The sequence below is a fragment of the Pseudomonas sp. Marseille-Q5115 genome (genome assembly GCF_916618905.1).
Classification (GTDB): Bacteria; Pseudomonadota; Gammaproteobacteria; order Pseudomonadales; family Pseudomonadaceae; genus Aquipseudomonas; species Aquipseudomonas japonica_A.
In genome coordinates this window covers 3,511,195-3,530,503 of sequence record NZ_CAKAKI010000001.1, presented here as the reverse complement: position 1 = coordinate 3,530,503, position 19,309 = coordinate 3,511,195, and the positions used below count along the sequence as shown (strand labels likewise).

The following is a 19,309-nucleotide window of genomic DNA, read 5'->3' as shown; positions in this document are numbered from 1 at the left end:
GCCCTGACTTATACAGGGCGTTTTTCTATGCGTATCGGGCACGGCTATGACGTTCACCGTTTTGGTGACGGCGATTTCATCACGCTGGGCGGGGTACGTATCCCCCATACCGCCGGGCTGATTGCCCATTCAGACGGCGATGTGCTGCTGCATGCCCTCAGCGACGCGCTGCTGGGTGCGGCTGCGCTGGGCGATATCGGCAAGCATTTTCCTGACACAGACCCACGCTTCAAGGGCGCCGACAGCCGAGCGTTGCTGCGGCATGTGGTCGAGCTGGTGCGGGCAAAGGGTTGGGTGGTAGGTAACGTGGACGCCACCATCGTTGCCCAGGCGCCCAAAATGGCACCGCATATCGAAGCCATGCGCGGGGCTATTGCTGCCGACCTTCAGGTGGCGATCGATCAGGTGAACGTGAAGGCCACAACCACCGAAAAGCTGGGCTTCACTGGCCGCGAGGAGGGGATTGCGGTTCACGCCGTTGCCCTGTTGCTCGCCTCATGAACGAGTGGGAGCTGCTGGGTCCTCGCGCTTCAGGCGATGCCTTGGGTACCGCTGTGCTCAAGGCCACGGCCGAAGACTTTCAGGTCAACGAGGTGCTCGATATTCCCCTGGCCGGGGATGGCGAACACTTGTGGCTGTGGGTTGAAAAGCGCGAGCTCAATACCGAGGAGGCGGCCCGGCGGCTGGCTCGCGCGGCGGGCGTTCCGGTGAAGATGATCAGTTACGCGGGCCTCAAGGACCGCCAGGCGCTCACCCGGCAATGGTTCAGCTTGCACCTGCCGGGCAAGGGCGAGCCAGACCTCACCAAGGCCGAAGACGCCAGCCTGCGTATCCTCCAGGCGACACGCCACCGCCGCAAGCTTCAGCGCGGTGCTCATTCGGCCAACGGCTTTTCGTTGCGGTTGACGTCCTTGACGGCGGACCACGCCGCTATAGAGCAGCGCCTGAATCAGATCAAACAATGCGGGGTGCCCAATTATTTTGGCAGCCAGCGTTTTGGCCATGACGGCGGTAACCTTGCGCACGCCCGGCACTATGCCGAAAACGCCCGCTTGCCTGACCAGCGCAACGTGCGCTCGCGCATTCTTTCAGCGGCCCGTAGTTACCTGTTCAACCAGATTTTGGCCAGGCGGGTAGAGGAGGGCAGCTGGAACCAGGCGCGGCCGGGCGACGTACTGGCGTTCACTGACAGCCGAAGCTTCTTCATTGCGGGCGAGGTTGAATGCGCCGACCACCGGCTGGAGGCTTTGGACCTGCATCCCACGGGAGCGCTATACGGCAAGGGCATTTCCCCAGCTAGTGGCGATACGCTAGCGCTGGAACAGGCCGTTCATACCCGTGAGGCTACGTTGTGCGATTGGCTGGCCGAAGCAGGGCTGGATCACGAACGTCGCATTCTTCGACTGCCCATACGGGAGCTGTCGTGGCATTATCCCGAGCCTGACATTCTGCAACTGGATTTCATCCTGCCCACCGGATGCTTCGCCACCGTGGTGGTTCGTGAGCTGTTCGATCTGGTGCAAGCGGGGTAGACGGAAAGCCCATGCGTATCTTGATCTCCAATGACGACGGGGTCACCGCCCCAGGCATCGCCGCGCTTCATGCTGCGCTGGCGGATTTCGCCCACTGCACGGTGATTGCGCCAGACCAGGACCGCAGCGGGTGCAGCAGCGCCCTGACGATCGATCGGCCGCTGCATCCGATCACACTCGACAATGGCTTCATCAGCCTGAACGGCACCCCTGTGGACTGCGTTCACCTGGGCTTGAACGCCTTGCTGGATGAGGACCCGGACCTGGTGGTGTCCGGTATCAACCTGGGGGCAAACCTGGGTGATGACGTGATCTACTCCGGCACTGTGGCGGCTGCCCTTGAAGGGCGTTTCTCGGGGCACACGTCTTTCGCGTTTTCACTGGCGTCGCGCCAGCTCGACAACCTGCCGACCGCTGCCTGGTACGCTCGCAAACTGGTCGAAGCGCAGAATGAGTTGAAACTGCCGCCGCGCACCGTGATAAACGTCAACGTCCCCAACCTTCCGCTCGAGGCCATCCGTGGTATTCGGCTCACCCGCCTTGGGCACAGGGCACGCGCGGCACGCCCAAGCCTGGTGGTAGACCCGCGAGGGAAGCCCGGCTACTGGATCGCGGCGGCGGGAGACGCGGAAGACGGTGGTGCCGGTACTGACTTCCACGCCCTGATGCAGGGCTATGTTTCAGTAACGCCTTTGCAGCTCGACCGCACGTTCCATCCAGCCTTCGAGGCGCTTGGGGCCTGGCTGGAGGAGCTGCGCTGATGCGAGGGCAAGACGACCTGCTGCACCATGGCATTGGCATGACTTCCCAGCGTACCCGTGAACGGCTGATCCAGCGGCTGTCCGAGGAGGGCATCTGCAACCGGCAGGTGCTGGATGTGCTGCGCAAGACGCCACGTCATCTGTTCGTGGACGAGGCACTCGCGCACCGCGCCTATGAAGACACCGCGTTGCCCATTGGCAACAACCAGACAATTTCCCAGCCATATATGGTTGCCCGCATGAGCGAGCTGCTGCTGGCCGCCGGGCCATTGGACAAGGTGCTGGAAATCGGCACGGGCTCGGGGTATCAGACCGCCGTCCTTGCCCAGCTGGTTGAACGGGTATTCTCGGTGGAGCGCATCAAAGGCCTTCAGGACCGCGCCAAGGAGCGCTTGCAGGCCCTGAACGTCCGTAATGTGGTGTTCCGCTGGGGCGATGGCTGGGAGGGATGGCCGGCGCTGGCGCCTTATAACGGGATTATCGTTACGGCGGTAGCTACCGACGTGCCCCAGGCCTTGCTGGACCAACTGGCGCCTGGCGGCCGCATGGTCATTCCCGTGGGCGCTGGCGAGGTACAGCAGCTGATGTTGATTATCCGCGAAGAGCATGGCTTCGCCCGTCACGTGCTGGGCGCGGTCCGCTTTGTTCCGCTGCTGACCGGCCCGCTGGCCTGAGCATTCAGGCTCCGGCATGTGTTCCGGAATTCCCTCGCCCATGGCCGGTCATAGAGGGGCTTGAGGTTCTTCGCCCATCTTTTTGTTTATCAACGCCTTTATGGGCATGGCCGGTTATCAGGCTCGGTTATACTGCCGGCCTTGTGAATCCATCATCCAAAGGGAGTAGCGGGTGAGTTCGACAGTTTCTGGTCAGTGTGTGAGTGTGCTGCGCGCCAAGCGCCTGCTCCCCGCGCTGGCTATCGCGGCTTTGCTGGCCGGTTGTTCGAGCACGCCGAGCAGTGGCGTGCGAGTAGTCGACCGTGCGGCAGCCACACCCCAGCGCCCTCAGACCACCACGGGTCAATATGTGGTCAAGCGCGGCGACACCTTGTACTCCATCGCATTTCGCTACGGTTGGGACTACAAGGCCCTCGGTGCACGCAATAATATCCCGGCCCCCTATACCATTCGTCCGGGCCAGGTGCTGCGCTTCGATGGCCAGGCCGGTAGCCCAGCGGTGGCGAGCGCGCCTGCCCCCACCGTCGTGACCCGAAGCAGCTCCACGTCATCCTCCAGCACAACCACAATCATACGACGTCCGGTTGTGGCACCCGCAGCGGTTACACCGGGTGTTTCGAGTCCCGAAAGCGCCGCTGTCACCGCGCCCGTGAGCACGCCAGTGCCTGCTGGCGAAGTAGTGGCGGGGGGTTGGACCTGGCCGGCGAATGGCGTTTTGATAGGCAAATTCGCTTCAAACGGTAGTTTGAATAAAGGAATTGATATCGCAGGGGATTTGGGACAGCCTGTTTTCGCTGCGTCTGATGGATCCGTGGTGTACGCCGGAAGTGGATTACGGGGCTACGGCGAGTTGGTGATCATCAAACACAGTGACACCTACGTGAGTGCTTACGGTCATAACCGTAGGCTACTGGTTCGGGAGGGGCAGCAAGTCAAGGCCGGGCAGACGATTGCCGAAATGGGCTCCACGGGTACCGACCGGGTGAAACTTCACTTCGAAATTCGCCGTCAGGGCAAGCCGGTAGACCCCATGCAGTTTCTGCCACGACGTTGAACAACGCTGCAGCCTGTCACTGACCACGTAGTGGGGACAGGCTCCTGCGCAGCCATGGAAACCAGGCGCGCTTGGGCTTGAGGTCGAACTCGCAAAGGGACTATAACAATGGCTCTTAACAGAGAAGCGCCGGAGTTTGACATCGACGATGAGGTGCTTTTGGTAGAAACCGGCATCGTCCTTGATTCGGCGGTCGATGAGGACGCCCCGCTGGCAGCGGTACGCTCCAAGGCCAGGCAATCTTCTGCGCTCAAACAGCACAAGTACATCGATTACACCCGTGCCCTTGATGCCACTCAGCTTTATCTGAACGAAATCGGCTTTTCCCCGCTGCTCTCCCCCGAGGAAGAAGTTCACTTCGCGCGCTTGTCTCAGAAGGGCGATCCCGCCGGCCGCAAGCGGATGATCGAGAGCAACCTGCGCCTGGTGGTGAAGATCGCCCGGCGTTATGTGAATCGCGGCCTGTCGCTGCTCGACCTTATCGAGGAAGGCAACCTGGGGCTTATCCGGGCTGTCGAGAAGTTCGACCCCGAGCGTGGGTTCCGCTTTTCCACTTACGCCACCTGGTGGATTCGGCAAACCATCGAACGCGCGATCATGAATCAGACCCGCACGATTCGCTTGCCCATTCACGTGGTCAAGGAGCTCAATGTATACCTGCGGGCGGCCCGCGAGCTCACTCAGAAGCTCGATCATGAGCCGTCGCCTGAAGAGATAGCCGCCCTGCTCGAGAAGCCTGTGTGCGAGGTGAAGCGCATGCTGGGGTTGAACGAGCGAGTGTCGTCGGTCGATGTTTCACTTGGGCCGGATTCCGACAAGACATTACTCGATACCCTGACCGACGATCGACCCACCGATCCTTGCGAACTGCTTCAAGACGATGACCTGTCACAGAGTATCGATCAGTGGCTGTCCGAACTGACCGACAAGCAACGTGAAGTGGTTGTGCGCCGCTTCGGCCTGCGTGGCCATGAAAGCAGCACGCTGGAAGACGTAGGGTTGGAGATCGGGCTCACCCGTGAGCGCGTGCGGCAGATCCAGGTGGAGGGCCTCAAGCGTTTGCGCGAAATTCTCGAACGCAATGGCCTGTCGAGCGAATCACTGTTCCAGTGATTCCCATTCGATCGAGAAAAGCCCCGCCCATGCGGGGCTTTTCTTTGACCGCATTTCTTGAGCCTTGGATTTCTCAATAAAGCGTAGGAAAAAGCTTACGCATTGCGTGAGAAAACAGCGCTTGGCTGTGTGAAAAAATTCCTTGGCGTGCCAAGAAAAATTCTAAGACACTGAATTATCAATGTTTTTTGGTTGTAATAGCTTGGAAACGACTTTTCTTGCAAAAACCCTTGGGTTGTTCGCCGCTCCGAAAAGCCTATTATTTGAACTGTGTCCACGGACAGACACGGGCTTCCACGGAAGGTTGCCAGGACATCGCATGATGCGATTCATCAGGATGATGAAAAGGAAATACAGGGACCAGGGAAGACAATACGGGGGGGCCTAGACCCCCCTTTTTTATTGCGCGGAAAAAAGCGGGCCGGCAATCAGGCCACGCCTCTCAGCGCTCCAGATCCTTGATCTTCCCTTTCACGCCATCGAACTCTTCCGCTTCCGGCAGGGCGTCCTTGCGCTCGGTGATGTTCGGCCACACTTCCGCCAGCTCGGCGTTCAATGCGATGAATTCCTGCATGTCATCCGGGACCTCGTCTTCGGAGAAGATCGCCTGTGCCGGGCATTCAGGCTCACAGAGCGCACAGTCGATGCATTCATCGGGATGAATGACCAGGAAGTTCGGGCCTTCGTAAAAGCAGTCCACCGGACACACTTCTACGCAGTCGGTGTACTTGCACTTGATGCAGTTGTCGGTGACGACGAAGGTCATTTCAAATTCTCTCCTCAGGCGGCTGTCGCGGGCCCCACGGAAAGGGCCCGGCAGGTTCGGGGCTGGCCTGGTGTTCCAGGCTGATGGTCACAGGTGTGCCTCGCGGACCCTGCGGGACCTTATAGGTCCCAGTCTCTAGGGTGGACTTCCCAAACCGCGCGGGATTCTATCAGCTTGCGGCCCTTGGCGTTAGACCCGCTGTTTCAATGTGTAGAGCAGTTCGAGTGCTGCGCGTGGCGTCATGTTATCCAGGTCGGCCTTGACCAGATCGTCCAGCACCGGGTGAGGCAGCTGTGCAAAGAGGTCGCTCTGGTGCGGCACCTGCGGCTTGCCCGGTCGAACGGGGTTCACTTCGCGGGGCAAGCTGGCGGTTTCAAGGCGGCCCAGGTGCTCTTTCGCCCGCTCGATGACCGGCCCCGGCACGCCTGCCAGCTGCGCCACGGCCAGGCCATAGCTTTGGCTCGCCGGCCCCGGGAGCACATGGTGAAGGAACACGATGCGCTCGTTGTGCTCGGTAGCGTTCAGGTGAACGTTCGCGACCACCGGCTCGCTCTCTGGCAGCACGGTGAGCTCGAAGTAATGCGTCGCGAACAGCGTGAACGCCTTGAGGTGTGCCAGCCGCTCGGCTGCGGCCCACGCCAGAGAAAGCCCGTCGAACGTGCTCGTGCCCCGACCTACTTCGTCCATCAACACCAGGCTTGCGTGGGTGGCATTATGAAGAATGTTCGCGGTTTCGCTCATTTCCACCATGAAGGTGGACCGCCCGCCGGCCAGGTCATCGCTGGACCCGATGCGAGTGAAAATGCGGTCCACCAGGGACAGCTCACAGCGGGCAGCGGGTACGAATGCGCCGATATGGGCCAGCAGTACGATCAGCGCGGTCTGGCGCATGTAAGTCGACTTGCCGCCCATGTTTGGCCCGGTGATCACCAGCATGCGCGTCTGGTCGTTCAGGCTCAGGTCATTGGCCACGAACGGCGTGGTAAGCACCTGCTCTACCACGGGGTGTCGCCCTTGCTCGATCCGGATAGAGGGCTCGTCCACAAAAGCGGGGCAGTTCAGGTCCAGGGTCAGCGCGCGCTCGGCCAGGTTGCTCAACACATCCAGCTCGGCGAGCGCGGCGGCGGTGTCCTGCAGCGGCGCAAGGTGGCCGATGAGCGTTTCGAGCAACGCCTCATACAGCATCTTCTCCCGCGCCAAGGCACGGGTTTTCGCTGACAGCGCCTTGTCTTCGAAGGCCTTGAGTTCCGGTGTAATGAAGCGCTCGGCGCCTTTGAGGGTTTGCCGCCGGATGTAGTCGCCAGGCGCCTGCTCGGCCTGCTTGCTGGGCAGCTCGATGAAATAGCCGTGCACGCGGTTGTAGCCGACTTTGAGGTTGGCAAGGCCGGTGCGGGCCTTTTCACGGGCTTCGAGGTCGATAAGAAACTGCCCGGCGTTTTCGCTCAGCGACAGCAGTTCGTCGAGCTCGGCGTCATAGCCGACCTTCAGTACACCGCCGTCGCGAATGACCGCGGGAGGTGTATCAATGATCGCCCGCTCCAGCAGCGAAGCCAGCTCTGGATAAGTACCGGCGATGGTCGCCAGTTGAGCGAGATGCGGGGCTTCGAGATCGGCCAGTTGATTCTGTAGTTCAGGGAGTGCCGCCAAGGCATCCCGCAGGCGTGCCAGGTCGCGGGGGCGCGCATTGCGCAGGCCGATACGGGCGAGAATCCGCTCCAGGTCTCCAATAGCCTTCAACTGGGGCTGCAGCCCTTCGAAGCGATAGCCTTCCAGCAGGCACCGGATTGACGCCTGACGGGCGTTGAGGATCTTCAGATCACGCAGCGGGCGGTTGAGCCAACGGGCCAGCAGGCGGCTGCCCATGGCGGTCTGGCAACGGTCCAGCACGGATTGCAAGGTGTTGTCGCGCCCACCACTGAGGTTCACGTCCAGCTCAAGGTTGCGCCGGGTTGCCGCGTCCAGCACCACGGTGTCATCCAATCGCTCGTGCCGCAGGCTGCGCAGATGGGGCAGAGCGGTGCGCTGGGTTTCCCGGGCGTAAGCCAGCAGGCAACCGGCTGCACTGATCGCGAGGGTCAGCTGTTCGCAGCCGAAGCCTTTGAGGTCCTGCGTGCCGAACTGCTGACACAACAGCTTGCGCGCGGTATCGCGCTCGAATTCCCAGGGCGCCCGGCGGCGCGAGCCTCGGCGTTTTTCGGCCGGCAAGCCCTGCGGCCAGTCGTCCGGAATCAACAGCTCTACCGGGTTGATGCGCTCGAGTTCGGCAAGCAGGTGCTCCCAACCCTTGAGCTCTTGCACGATGAACTGCCCGCTGGTGATGTCCAGCACCGCCAGGCCAAACAGCCGCTCATCCCCGAGCAGCGCCGCGATCAGGTTGTCACGGCGCTCATCGAGCAGGGCTTCATCGCTTACCGTCCCTGGGGTGATGATGCGCACGACCTGGCGTTCCACCGGGCCCTTGCTGGTGGCCGGGTCGCCGATCTGTTCGCAGATCACCACCGATTCGCCCAACTTCACCAGCTTGGCCAGGTACCCTTCGGCAGCGTGATAAGGGATGCCACACATGGGGATGGACTGCCCAGCCGACTGGCCGCGGGCAGTGAGTGTGATATCCAGCAGCCTTGCCGCTTTCTTCGCGTCTTCGTAGAAGATCTCGTAGAAATCACCCATGCGGTAGAACATGAGCTGGTCCGGATGCTGGTTTTTCAGCTTCCAGTATTGCTGCATCATCGGGGTGTGATTGGACAGGTCAGACATTCAGGGGCTTTGCTCGGCTGTCGTGTAACAGAGGACGAAAACCGGCAATGGTACAGGGATTTTCCGTGCTGCCAAACGTGCCGCGCCTGCGGTTGAACAGTGATTCATCGTCCAGGTGCATAGGATCGGGGCAGAACGCGTAGCCTGAAATCCCCCGTTGCCTATCGGCGATGGACACCAGGGCGGTTCCGTCGGAAAGTCTACCCCCAGGGCCGGACGTTGCACGGCTGATCAAACCAGATGAACAAGGAGCTTCCATGGATGACATCACTCATCTTGCCACTGCCCTGGGTAGCCGGCTACAAGCGTTGGGCGCGACCGTTACCACGGCAGAGTCCTGTACCGGTGGCGGCATTGCCGAAGCGATCACCCGCGTCGCCGGTAGCTCTGCCTGGTTCGAGGCAGGCTACGTGACCTACTCCAATCATCAGAAGCACAGGCAGCTGCAGGTACCTGAAGCGTTGTTCGAAACTGTGGGTGCCGTCAGTGAGGAGGTTGTGCTGGCAATGGCCCAAGGCGCGGCGCGTCAGGCCCAAGCGCGCTTTTCAGTGGCGGTAAGCGGCGTGGCGGGGCCTGGAGGCGGCTCGGCGGACAAGCCGGTGGGCACCGTATGGCTGGCGTGGGCGGATGGCGATCGTACCTTTACCGAACGCAAGCAGTTCGATGGTGATCGACATAGTGTGAGGCAGCAAACGGTGGTCGCCGCGCTGCAGGGGCTGGTCGCATTGGCCGCAGGAGAAAAACCCGGGCAGGGGTAGGCGATCCGCCGAAGGTGTGGAATAATACTGTCTACTTATACAGTTATTGGCCCGCTCAGGTCGCGTACCGCGCGCTGTCGGCCCTATCGAAATCGAAATCGTGAGGACATCAATGGACGACAACAAGAAGCGTGCCTTGGCTGCGGCCCTGGGTCAAATCGAGCGTCAATTCGGTAAGGGTGCCGTCATGCGCATGGGTGACCATGAGCGTTCGGCCATTCCTGCCATCTCGACCGGCTCGCTGGGGCTCGACATCGCGCTGGGCATCGGCGGTCTGCCAAAAGGCCGTATCGTTGAAATCTATGGCCCGGAATCCTCGGGTAAAACCACGCTTACCCTGTCCGTGATCGCCCAGGCTCAACGCAGCGGGGCAACCTGTGCCTTCGTTGACGCCGAGCACGCACTGGACCCAGAGTATGCCGGCAAGCTGGGCGTGAATGTCGATGACCTGCTGGTTTCCCAGCCGGACACCGGCGAGCAGGCGCTGGAAATCACCGATATGCTGGTGCGCTCCAACGCGGTGGACGTGATCATTGTCGACTCCGTGGCGGCACTGGTGCCGAAGGCCGAGATCGAAGGCGAAATGGGTGACATGCACGTAGGCCTTCAAGCCCGCTTGATGTCCCAGGCCCTGCGCAAAATCACTGGTAACATCAAGACCGCCAACTGCCTGGTGATCTTCATCAACCAGATCCGCATGAAAATCGGTGTGATGTTCGGTAGCCCGGAAACCACCACCGGTGGTAACGCGCTCAAGTTCTATGCCTCGGTTCGCCTGGATATCCGTCGTACCGGTTCGGTGAAGGAAGGCGACGACATCGTGGGTAGCGAAACCCGGGTGAAAGTCGTCAAGAACAAGGTTTCACCTCCGTTCCGTCAAGCCGAATTCCAGATCCTTTATGGCAAGGGTATTTACCTGAACGGCGAGATCATCGACCTCGGCGTTGCCAATGGCTTCGTCGACAAATCCGGTGCCTGGTACGCCTACCAGGACAACAAGATCGGCCAGGGCAAGGCTAACGCCGCCAAGTATCTGGAAGAGAACCCAGAGGTCAAGGCCGCGCTGGAGAAGCAGATCCGTGACAAGTTGCTCAATAGCGGTGCAGCCGCAGATGCCAAGGACGCGAAAGACGCCAAGGATGTGAAAAAAGGCGCACTGGCCCCTGACGAAGTCGTAGACGCCGACAGCGATCTGTAATTGAACGTTTATCTTCGCCTGGTCAACGGTCGGCATTCTTCATGCCGGCCGTAATACTTGATACCCCTGTCGCTGTTCGTCGTGCTGCAATGGATTTACTGGCCAGGCGGGAGCACGGGCGAGTCGAGCTGGAGCGCAAACTCCGCCAGCGGGGCGCGCCTTCCGAGTTGATCGCGTCAGAGCTGGACCGCTTGGCCGAGGAAGGGCTGCTGTCTGAAGCCCGGTATCTGGAAAGCTTTATCAACTACCGGGCACGTTCGGGCTATGGGCCGGCGCGTATTCGCGAAGACCTGACCCAGCGAGGGTTGCAGCGGGCTGATGTAGATCAGGCTCTGCGTGTTTGCGGGATGGACTGGGGGTCGTTGCTGCGCGACGTGTGGGAGCGCAAGTTTGCTGCACAGTTGCCAACCGACCCAAAGGAACGCGCCCGTCAGACCCGCTTTTTGCTCTACCGGGGTTACTCGATGGATATGGTCGGGCGGCTGCTTAGCGGAAGGGATTAGCCCTTCCGCATCTGCCCGTCGATTCCGCTCTGCGGCATTCGCGGGCTACGTGCGCTCCTGATCTTTCGGCGGTCCAACCCAATGCTCGGGCTGGTTGATGAAGTCCACCAGTTCCCGCAAACGCCCCTGGTTTCTCCCTGTAAACGCGAAGGCCAGCCGTGCCAGGTGAGCCAGTTCCGGCTCGTCTGCGCTTTCAGGTGCAACAGTATGTTGCTCGAACGTGCCGCCCAGCTTCAGGTCTGGGAAGGCTTCCTCCATTTTTGCCAGTGCAGCACTGCTCAGAGGGTGGCGCATGCGTACGATGAAGGTAGTGCCCAGCCAGCGGGTGGAGTGAAAGTTGGCGTAGAACCGGCGTATTTCATCCACCGCGTCCTCAGGCTTGTAAACCAGCCGCATCAGCTTAAGGTCGCTGGGCAGAATGTAGTGATTAGCCTCCAGCTCTTCTTTCATGAAGCGCAGGGCACCCTGCCAGAAGGTGCCGCCCGGTGCGTCCAGCAATACCACGGGCACCAATGGGCTTTTGCCAGTTTGTACCAGCGTGAGCACCTCCAGCGCCTCGTCCAGCGTGCCGAAACCGCCAGGGCAGAGCACGATCGCATCGGCTTCCTTCACAAAGAACAGCTTGCGCACGAAAAAGAAATGAAACGACAAGAGGCGATCCGAGCCCTCGATCGTCGCGTTGGCGTGCTGCTCGAAAGGCAGCGTGATATTGAAGCCCAGGCTATGGTCCCGCCCGGCGCCTTCATGGGCGGCTGCCATGATGCCACCGCCACCACCGGTGATAACCATCAGGTCTTCGCGGGCCAATGCTTCGCCCAGCGCGCGGGTGAGGGCGTAAACAGGATGCTCCCTGGGCGTGCGCGCGGAGCCGAACACGGTGACCTTGCGCCTACCTTTATGGGTATGCAGTGCGCGAAACGCGTGGTCCAGCTCCCGAAGGGTCTGCAGGGTGATCTTGGCATCCCAGCGGTTGCGGTCTTCCTGCGCCATACGTAACACGGTAAGCAGCATATCGCGGTACAGCGGCAGGTTGCGGCTATTCGGACCCAGCTGCGAGAGCTGCGCTTCCACCTGTTCAAGCAGGTCACGGCCATGCACGGCGAAATGCTCGGTGAGGTTCTGGTTAGGGTGATAAGGCATGCAACCACTCCGTCACAGCAGGCGGGCGCGGCTGCAATGCCCGCGCCGGCCAGGAAAGCAGGTCAGGGTTTCATGCCGCAGTCGGCGGCGGTGTAGCGGTGCGTAGCTACAGGTTTTTTCGTCTTGTTCTCAGTAAATTCATAGCGCATCACGGCTCCACGCGCCATAAGTTGCCGGTAACCCTCATTGCGGCACACGCTCGCGCCCAGCTGCAGGTAAACCTCTTGAGGGTTCTCGCGCATTTTCGCCGCATGGCTGGGGCGCACGGCCAGGTGATCAATCAGCTCGTTACCCTTGACGGTGTAGCCTTGGTCGAGGATGTCCTCGTTGATTGCCCGCGGTGTGCCCACACTGCTTTCCTTGGCTACTTTCTCGAGCGTCTTGGTCAGCTCATAGTCTTGTAGCGAAGCTGCCTGAGCGATGCCCAGGGGCAGCGCCAGAAGCAGGGAAACAGCGATGGTGAAGCGTGGCATGAAACCTCCTCGATCTGATGGCGCCTTCGGCGCGAGCCTGTTGGACCGGCTGCGCCCGCCCGTGTTCCGGACGGCAGGCGGTGGGGAGTATAACCGCTGCGGATAGCGCCGTACCCTCAGGCCGGGTGGTAGAATGCGTGCTTTACCCTGCCTGGCCGTCTCATGTCCCATGCCGTTTTTCGCCTGCGCGCCGAGCGCCTGGCGCGCAGTACCCGGCCCTTCATTGCCAGAGGCTCTAAAAGCCCCCGTTGCTCGCGGTGCCGGGTGCTTCCCAGCCATTGCCTCTGCGCGTTACAGCCTCAAGCATCCAGTAACGCGGCGGTATGCCTGCTGATGCACGACGTTGAGGCGTTGAAGCCCACCAATACCGGCTGGCTGATTGCCGACGTGATTCGGGATACCTTTGCCTTCGGTTGGCAGCGAACCCATGTAGACCCGGCACTATTAGCCTTGCTCGAAGATCCCCGCTTCGAGCCTTACCTGGTGTTTCCAGGTGAGTTCGTACAGCCACCGAGCCGGGTGGTGAACACCGTAGCGATGTCGTCCGGCAAGCGGCCCCTGTTCATTCTCCTGGATGCTACCTGGACCGAAGCCCGCAAGATGTTCCGCAAAAGCCCGTACCTGGATCGGTTTCCCGTGTTGAGCCTGGCGCCCGAGGAAATATCCCGTTACCGCCTGCGCCGTTCGAGGCGCGACGATCACTTCTGCACGGCGGAGGTCGCCGCCATGTGCCTAGGGCTGGCCGGAGAAACCGGCGCAGCGCAGGCCCTGGACACATGGCTCGACCTGTTCAGCAGCCACTACCTGGCGGCCAAGCGCGGCCTGCCCCGGCCGCAGCTTGCCGACCCTCAGGCCAGCGCCGCCTTGGCGCGTGAAGGCCAGAGTTGCGCCACCAGCATGCCGGCCAGCATCACCGCGCAGCCGAGATAACCCCGCGGCGTCAGCACCTCGCCTAAAAACAGCGTGGCGGCGATCGCTGCGAACACGGCTTCGAGCGAGAAAATGATCGCTGCATGAGAGGTGATGGCGTGCCGCTGGGCGATCACCTGCAAGGTGTAGCCGAGTGCGGCCGCGACCATACCTCCGTACGCAACGGCGGGGATGGCATCTACCATCGCCTGGGCGTGGAAGGGCTCGAACACCACGGCCAGCCCAAGGCTGACCAGGGCGCAGACCACAAACTGGATGAACGCCAGCCGGATTACGTCGTGGCGGCTGGCGAAATGCCCTACCAGCAATACGTGCCCCGCCCATACAAAGGCCCCTGCCAGCTGTAGCCAGTCGCCGGGGGCGACTTCGAAATGCTCGTTCACGCTCAGCAGGTACATCCCGATCACCGCCAGGCAAGCGCCCAGCCAGGTGCCGGCGCCAGTAGCGTGGCCAAGAAACAGGCCCACTACCGGTACTACAATCACATACAACCCCGTAATGAACCCGGCGTTGGTCACGGTGGTGAACTGCAGGCCGAACTGCTGCAGGTTGATGCCCAACGCAAGCGCCAGGCCCATGGCGATGCCTGCGCCCCACTGACCTCGGGTTGCCGCTTGAGGCGCGCGGCGGGTGCGCCAGTACAGCAGGGGCAGCAGGCAGAGCGAACCCAGGGCGAAGCGCAGCCCGGTGTACAGGAACGGCCCGACATGCTCCATGCCGGCGGTTTGCGCAACGAAGCCAGACCCCCAGATCATTGCGGTAAGCAGCATCAACAGGTCGGCGCGCAGGGCTTGGCGGTGCATTCATTCACTCCATGAATATTCTGGGGGCGAAACTGTGCCCCAATGCAGGCAACTTGACCACCCCTGTCGGTCTGGGCATGCTTGGCGCCGATTTGGTTGCGGCAGATCGTCACGCCTGTGATAGCCGCCTGGCCGTACCTCGCTCGTTCACACAGGATCTCCGCTGATGGCCAGCCACGACATTCTCATCGCCGATGACCATCCGCTCTTTCGCAGTGCCTTGCGCCAGGCATTGACCTTGGGCCCCGGGGCCGAGACGAAGATTTCCGAAGCCGAAAGCATTGCTGAGCTCGAGGCCCGGCTTGCCCAGAAGGATGACTGGGACCTGGTGCTGCTTGACCTGAACATGCCCGGGGCCTATGGGTTTTCCGGCCTGGTGTTGCTGCGGGGGCAATACCCACAGGTGCCCGTAGTGATGATTTCTGCCCAGGACGAGCCCGCCGTGGTGGTCCGCGCCAGGGAGTTTGGCGCCAGCGGGTTCATTCCCAAGTCCAGCCCGCTGGAAACGATCCAGGCTGCGGTCCGCGCCGTATTGGAGGGGGATGACTGGTGGCCACCGCAAGCCTTCGAACCCGTGGAAGTCAGCGCTCAGGCGCGCGAAGCAGGGGAGGGGTTGGCCAGCCTCACGCCGCAACAGTTCCGAGTGTTGACCATGGTGTGTGAGGGGCTGTTGAACAAGCAGATCGCCTTCGAGCTGAGCGTTTCGGAAGCCACCGTCAAGGCCCATGTCACGGCGATCTTCCGCAAGCTTGGTGTGCGTACCCGAACCCAGGCGGCGCTGTTACTCCAACAGCTGGCCTCTGTCGGCGGTAGTTGACCGCTTCGGTAGCTGCATCCGACAGGCCGATCGGGTAAGGTGCAGCACCGCAAACGTAGGGCCCGTTCATGTCTCCTTTCAAAGGCCACAGTGGCTTCAAACGCATCGTTAACGCAGCCGGTTATTCGATGGCCGGGCTAAAAGCCGCCTTCGTTGGCGAAGCCGCGTTCCGCCAGCTTGTCTTGCTCAATGCAGTGCTCATTCCATTGAGCTTTTTTCTACCGGTGAGCCGGGTAGAACACGCTGTGCTGGTGCTCGCGTGCCTGCTGGCGCTGATCGTGGAGTTGGTGAACTCGGCGATCGAAGCCACCGTTGACCGTATTTCGCTGGAGCGCCACCCGCTGTCCAAGAACGCCAAAGACATGGGCAGCGCCGCGCAATTCGTGGCACTCACGCTTATTGCCCTGGTGTGGGGCATCATTCTGATCTAGGCCACCGGGCGCAGCACAATCTCGTCACTGCGGCGCACGCCGGCCGTGAACGTGCGGCACAGCTCGAGAAATTCACGCATTGCGCAGGTCTGGTACTTCTGTTTATGCCAGATAAAGAAGAACTGCCGGGACAGGTCCAGCTCCGGCGTGGCGATGTACACCAGGCTACCGCGCCGCACCGCATCGCGAAGGGCCAGGCGGGACACGCAGCCAATACCCAGCCCGGATTCCACCGCACGTTTGATGGCTTCGGTGTGCTCCAGCTCCAGGCGTACGTTGAGCAGCGAGCGGTGGTGACGCATGGCTTGGTCGAACGTAAGGCGAGTGCCGGAGCCCTGTTCACGCAGAATCCACGCTTCCTGCACCAGTTCGTCCAGGCTCGCTTCGCCCTTGGCTGCCAGTGGATGGGAAGGAGAGCAGAACACTGCGAGCTCGTCTTCCACCCATGGGTGGACCGCTATGTCGCCATGATGGCAATCGCCTTCGATCAAGCCCAGGTCCAGCTCATGCTGGGCCACCTGTTGCACGATATGCGCGGTATTGTGTACGTGCAGTTTCACCTGGCTTTCCGGGTGGCGCTGCATGAAGCTGCCGATCAGCAGGGTGGCCAGGTAGTTACCGATGGTGAGCGTGGCACCGACAGCCAGCGAGCCGAAACCGGACTTGCCGTTGAGCAGGTCTTCGATTTCCTTGGCTTGGTCAAGCAGCGCAACGGCCTTGGGCAAAAGTTGATGGCCGAGCGCGTTCAGGCTCAGGCGTTTGCCGGCGCGGTCGAACAGCTGGCAGCTCGATTGCCGCTCCAGCTCGGTGATGGAGGTGCTGGCCGCAGATTGCGAAAGGGCCAACAGTGAAGCCGCGCGAGACACGCTTTCCTGCTGCGCAACGGCAACGAAAACCTGTAGCTGTCGAAGTGTGAATCGCATATCTATATAACCGATTAGGTATATCTTGATAATTCATTTAACAGATATTGTGGCGGGCCCTAGAATACCGCGCAATCATGCCGCAGTGTCGGCGCCTGCCAGGCATGCACCTGCCAGACAGGGTACCGAGTTTTCAGGAGCCTTTCTTCAATGAGCAACTTCAACCACGAGCGCGTGCTCAGTGTTCATCACTGGAACGATACCCTGTTCAGCTTCAAGTGCACCCGCGACCCGGGCCTTCGTTTCGAGAACGGCCAGTTCGTGATGATCGGCCTGCAGCAACCCAACGGCCGCCCGCTGATGCGCGCGTATTCCATCGCCAGCCCCAACTGGGAAGAGCATCTGGAGTTCTTCAGCATCAAGGTGCCGGACGGCCCGCTCACGTCCCAGCTGCAACACCTGAAGGAAGGCGATGAGGTCATCATCAGCAAGAAGCCTACCGGTACGCTGGTGCTTGACGATCTGAAGCCTGGCAAGCATCTGTACCTGCTTAGCACAGGCACCGGCCTGGCGCCGTTCATGAGCGTCATCCAGGACCCGGAAACCTACGAGCGCTTCGAGAAGGTGATCCTGGTGCATGGCGTGCGCTACACCAACGAAGTGGCTTACCACGAGTTCATCACCGAGCACCTGCCGCAGAACGAATTCTTCGGCGAGGGCGTGCGTGACAAGCTGATCTACTACCCCACCGTTACCCGTGAACCGTTCCGCAACCAGGGCCGCCTGACCGACCTGATGCGCAGCGGCAAGCTGTTCGCCGATATCGGCCTGCCGCCGATCAACCCGCAGGACGACCGCGCTATGATCTGCGGTAGCCCGAGCATGCTGGACGAAACCAGCGCAGTGCTCGACAGCTTCGGCCTGGCCGTTTCGCCGCGCATGCGCGAGCCGGGCGACTACCTGATCGAGCGTGCCTTCGTCGAGAAATAAGCCCGCTGCCGTAAAAAAGCCGCTCCGCTGTAGAGGCCGAGCGGCTTTTTCATGCCTGGGGTACAACCTCCAGCACCTTGATGGTGTGGAGGTCAGGGTAATGCCAGCGCACTTCCACGTCCCATAGTTTTACCCCGTATTGGCGGCTTGGCTCGGGTACCTGGTACGCAGGGCGGGGATCTTGCCCCAGGCATTGTTCGATCAGTGCTACCAGGGGCTCTCCCAGTCGCTGGCCGTGTGCGCTCGCCTGTTCAAGCGCTTGCTCGTTCCATTCCACCGCCACCCCTGGGGGCGGCGCGTCGGCCAAGGTATTTACCGCGCCCGGCACCTGGTCGGCGTAGGGAACGTAAGGCTTGATGTCCAGAACAGGCGTGCCATCGAGCAGGTCGATGCCGGATAGCCACAGCCTTCCCGGCTCTACCCGGTCCAGCCTGACCACGGATTGGCCTATTCCGTTAGGGCGATGCGTCGCGCGGGTGGCGAACACACCAATGCTGCGGTTGCCGCCCAGGCGTGGGGGGCGGACCTTCAACCGTGGCTGTGCTTCCAGCGCCTGATGAAACACGAACAGCAGCCACACGTGGCTCACACCTTCCAGCCCCTGCACTGCTTCTGCGCGGTCGTAGGGCGCCAGCAGTTCCAGGCAGCCCCGGGCAGCGCTGGCCAGTGCCGGTTGCCTGGGGATAGCGAATTTTTCCTTGAAGCATGACCGCACATGACCCACGGGCGCCATTGTGTAGGTCATGTCAGGGGCGCAGCCGGAGCGTGAGGCCCTTGAGGAAGTTACGTAGTAGCTGGTCACCGCACGGGCGATAGTTGTCGTGGCCAACCTTGCGGAACAGCGCACTGAGCTCCGGCTTGGATACGGGAAAATCGACCCGTTCGAAAATCTGACGGATGTCGTCTTCGCGCAGCTCGAAGGCCACACGAAGCTTCTTCAGAATGTCGTTGTTCGTCACCGGCAGTTGCACAGGTTGCGGTGGGCGGCTGTCGTCCTTGCCGCGCCGATGAACCACCAGGCCGTCCAGGAAGTGGCCCATCACTGCGTCCGGGCAGCGAACGAACCCCGCTTCGTCTTCTTTCTTCAGGTAGGTGCGCACCGCTTCGATCGGCACGGCCAGGCCGCCCAGCGCGATGATATCGACCAGTTTGCCGTCGCTGATATTGAGCATGTAGCGCAGGCCGCGCAGTACATCGTTGTGAATCATGGGTAGTCAAAAGCCCCTGAGCGTAAAAAGCGCATAGTGTACCTGCCGCAGCCGCCTGCTGCTCAGGCCGAGCGGGCAGGGCGCGCAACCAGGCGCAGGTGTAGCAGGGGATACGGCTGGCCCATGCCATCCACTTCGCTGCGGCCGACCACTTCAAAGCCTTGGCACAAGTAAAACCCTACGGCTTGGGCGTTCTGCTCGTTCACATCCAGGGCCTCGGCATTGAGGTGGTCGATGGCGTACCACAGCAACCGTTTGCCCAGCCCGCGCCCGCGATAGGGCGGGTCGATGAACAGCATTTCCACCCTTCCCACGGCAACGCCGGCAAAGCCCGCTATTCGTTTGTTGCCATCACGGATGCAGATCAACATCACCAGGTCGAGGTAGCGCTCGAGCATGAGCGCTTTCAACTCGTTGATATAGTTGTCCGGAAGGAAGCTATGAGTAGCCCGCACTGAGGCTTCCCACACGCGAAGCAGCTCGGGATAGTCCCCGGGGCCCGGGGTACCGATGGAAAAGGGCGCTGGCATGGCTAAGG

Annotated in this window: 22 protein-coding genes; 13 read left to right on the top strand and 9 right to left on the bottom strand. The window is 61.3% G+C overall.

What is annotated here, in order from left to right; genetic code table 11:
- The first annotated feature begins 27 nt into the window (after positions 1 to 27).
- The 6 genes from ispF (at position 28) to rpoS (ending at position 5,134) form a co-directional block, all read left to right on the top strand.
- The gene (gene ispF, locus LG385_RS16160) at positions 28 to 501 is read left to right on the top strand and encodes a 2-C-methyl-D-erythritol 2,4-cyclodiphosphate synthase (protein ID WP_225775101.1); all 474 of its coding nucleotides are present in this window, start codon (positions 28 to 30) and stop codon (positions 499 to 501) included.
- Positions 498 to 1,532: a tRNA pseudouridine(13) synthase TruD gene (truD, locus tag LG385_RS16155; protein WP_225775100.1), complete on the top strand. Its 1,035-nt coding sequence runs from the start codon at positions 498 to 500 to the stop codon at positions 1,530 to 1,532. The genes ispF and truD overlap by 4 nt, the downstream gene beginning before the upstream one ends.
- Positions 1,533 to 1,543: 11 nt before the next feature.
- Positions 1,544 to 2,293 (top strand): 5'/3'-nucleotidase SurE, encoded by a 750-nt coding sequence (gene surE / locus LG385_RS16150; RefSeq protein WP_181117216.1) that lies wholly within the window; start codon positions 1,544 to 1,546, stop codon positions 2,291 to 2,293.
- 38 nt (positions 2,294 to 2,331) lie between these two features.
- The gene (locus LG385_RS16145) at positions 2,332 to 2,967 is read left to right on the top strand and encodes a protein-L-isoaspartate(D-aspartate) O-methyltransferase (RefSeq protein WP_181117385.1); all 636 of its coding nucleotides are present in this window, start codon (positions 2,332 to 2,334) and stop codon (positions 2,965 to 2,967) included.
- 172 nt (positions 2,968 to 3,139) lie between these two features.
- Complete coding sequence (locus LG385_RS16140) at positions 3,140 to 4,021, top strand: peptidoglycan DD-metalloendopeptidase family protein (protein ID WP_225775099.1); 882 nt, start codon at positions 3,140 to 3,142, stop codon at positions 4,019 to 4,021.
- A gap of 108 nt (positions 4,022 to 4,129) precedes the next feature.
- Complete coding sequence (rpoS, locus tag LG385_RS16135; protein WP_181117218.1) at positions 4,130 to 5,134, top strand: RNA polymerase sigma factor RpoS; 1,005 nt, start codon at positions 4,130 to 4,132, stop codon at positions 5,132 to 5,134.
- A 442-nt stretch (positions 5,135 to 5,576) separates the two neighbouring features.
- On the opposite strand, the gene fdxA is transcribed toward rpoS, so the two are convergent.
- Positions 5,577 to 5,900, bottom strand: coding sequence for a ferredoxin FdxA (gene fdxA, locus LG385_RS16130; protein ID WP_225775098.1), 324 nt, complete (start codon positions 5,898 to 5,900; stop codon positions 5,577 to 5,579).
- 189 nt (positions 5,901 to 6,089) lie between these two features.
- Positions 6,090 to 8,657, bottom strand: coding sequence for a DNA mismatch repair protein MutS (gene mutS / locus LG385_RS16125; protein ID WP_225775097.1), 2,568 nt, complete (start codon positions 8,655 to 8,657; stop codon positions 6,090 to 6,092).
- Positions 8,658 to 8,914: 257 nt separating this feature from the next.
- On the opposite strand from mutS, the gene LG385_RS16120 reads away from it, so the two are divergent.
- The 3 genes from LG385_RS16120 (at position 8,915) to recX (ending at position 11,116) form a co-directional block, all read left to right on the top strand.
- Positions 8,915 to 9,415, top strand: a complete 501-nt coding sequence (locus tag LG385_RS16120; RefSeq protein ID WP_225775096.1) for a CinA family protein — start codon at positions 8,915 to 8,917, stop codon at positions 9,413 to 9,415.
- A gap of 112 nt (positions 9,416 to 9,527) precedes the next feature.
- A complete protein-coding gene (gene recA / locus LG385_RS16115) occupies positions 9,528 to 10,613 on the top strand; it encodes a recombinase RecA (protein ID WP_225775095.1) in 1,086 nt (361 codons plus the stop codon).
- A 41-nt stretch (positions 10,614 to 10,654) separates the two neighbouring features.
- Positions 10,655 to 11,116, top strand: coding sequence for a recombination regulator RecX (gene recX, locus LG385_RS16110; RefSeq protein ID WP_225775094.1), 462 nt, complete (start codon positions 10,655 to 10,657; stop codon positions 11,114 to 11,116).
- Positions 11,117 to 11,161: 45 nt separating this feature from the next.
- Here recX and LG385_RS16105 read toward each other — a convergent pair whose 3' ends face one another.
- Entirely contained in the window at positions 11,162 to 12,256 is a 1,095-nt protein-coding gene (locus LG385_RS16105; protein ID WP_225775093.1) for an LOG family protein, read from the bottom strand.
- A 62-nt stretch (positions 12,257 to 12,318) separates the two neighbouring features.
- Entirely contained in the window at positions 12,319 to 12,729 is a 411-nt protein-coding gene (locus LG385_RS16100) for a quorum-sensing-regulated virulence factor family protein (protein ID WP_181117225.1), read from the bottom strand.
- Positions 12,730 to 12,891: 162 nt separating this feature from the next.
- On the opposite strand from LG385_RS16100, the gene LG385_RS16095 reads away from it, so the two are divergent.
- Complete coding sequence (locus LG385_RS16095; protein ID WP_225775092.1) at positions 12,892 to 13,659, top strand: tRNA-uridine aminocarboxypropyltransferase; 768 nt, start codon at positions 12,892 to 12,894, stop codon at positions 13,657 to 13,659.
- Here LG385_RS16095 and LG385_RS16090 read toward each other — a convergent pair.
- Entirely contained in the window at positions 13,578 to 14,462 is an 885-nt protein-coding gene (locus LG385_RS16090) for a DMT family transporter (RefSeq protein ID WP_225775091.1), read from the bottom strand. The genes LG385_RS16095 and LG385_RS16090 overlap by 82 nt on opposite strands.
- 166 nt (positions 14,463 to 14,628) lie before the next feature.
- On the opposite strand from LG385_RS16090, the gene erdR reads away from it, so the two are divergent.
- Together erdR and LG385_RS16080 are read left to right on the top strand one after the other, a co-directional pair.
- Positions 14,629 to 15,279, top strand: a complete 651-nt coding sequence (gene erdR, locus LG385_RS16085) for a response regulator transcription factor ErdR (protein WP_225775090.1) — start codon at positions 14,629 to 14,631, stop codon at positions 15,277 to 15,279.
- A 68-nt stretch (positions 15,280 to 15,347) separates the two neighbouring features.
- Positions 15,348 to 15,710, top strand: coding sequence for a diacylglycerol kinase (locus LG385_RS16080; RefSeq protein WP_225775089.1), 363 nt, complete (start codon positions 15,348 to 15,350; stop codon positions 15,708 to 15,710).
- Here LG385_RS16080 and LG385_RS16075 read toward each other — a convergent pair.
- A complete protein-coding gene (locus LG385_RS16075; RefSeq protein ID WP_225775088.1) occupies positions 15,707 to 16,633 on the bottom strand; it encodes a LysR family transcriptional regulator in 927 nt (308 codons plus the stop codon). The two genes, LG385_RS16080 and LG385_RS16075, sit on opposite strands and share 4 nt — an antisense overlap.
- 150 nt (positions 16,634 to 16,783) lie before the next feature.
- Here LG385_RS16075 and fpr point away from each other — a divergent pair, with 150 nt between their 5' ends.
- Positions 16,784 to 17,563, top strand: coding sequence for a ferredoxin-NADP reductase (fpr, locus tag LG385_RS16070; protein ID WP_181117231.1), 780 nt, complete (start codon positions 16,784 to 16,786; stop codon positions 17,561 to 17,563).
- Positions 17,564 to 17,612: 49 nt separating this feature from the next.
- Here fpr and tsaA read toward each other — a convergent pair whose 3' ends face one another.
- The 3 genes from tsaA to LG385_RS16055 all read right to left on the bottom strand — a co-directional run bounded on the left by tsaA (position 17,613) and on the right by LG385_RS16055 (position 19,301).
- Positions 17,613 to 18,308 carry a tRNA (N6-threonylcarbamoyladenosine(37)-N6)-methyltransferase TrmO gene (tsaA, locus tag LG385_RS16065; RefSeq protein ID WP_225775087.1) on the bottom strand — a complete coding sequence of 232 codons (696 nt, stop codon included), beginning with the start codon at positions 18,306 to 18,308 and terminating at the stop codon, positions 17,613 to 17,615.
- A gap of 1 nt (position 18,309) precedes the next feature.
- Positions 18,310 to 18,771 (bottom strand): DUF1456 family protein, encoded by a 462-nt coding sequence (locus LG385_RS16060; RefSeq protein ID WP_225775086.1) that lies wholly within the window; start codon positions 18,769 to 18,771, stop codon positions 18,310 to 18,312.
- Between the two features lie 62 nt (positions 18,772 to 18,833).
- The gene (locus tag LG385_RS16055; RefSeq protein WP_225775085.1) at positions 18,834 to 19,301 is read right to left on the bottom strand and encodes a GNAT family N-acetyltransferase; all 468 of its coding nucleotides are present in this window, start codon (positions 19,299 to 19,301) and stop codon (positions 18,834 to 18,836) included.
- Positions 19,302 to 19,309: the final 8 nt, after the last annotated feature.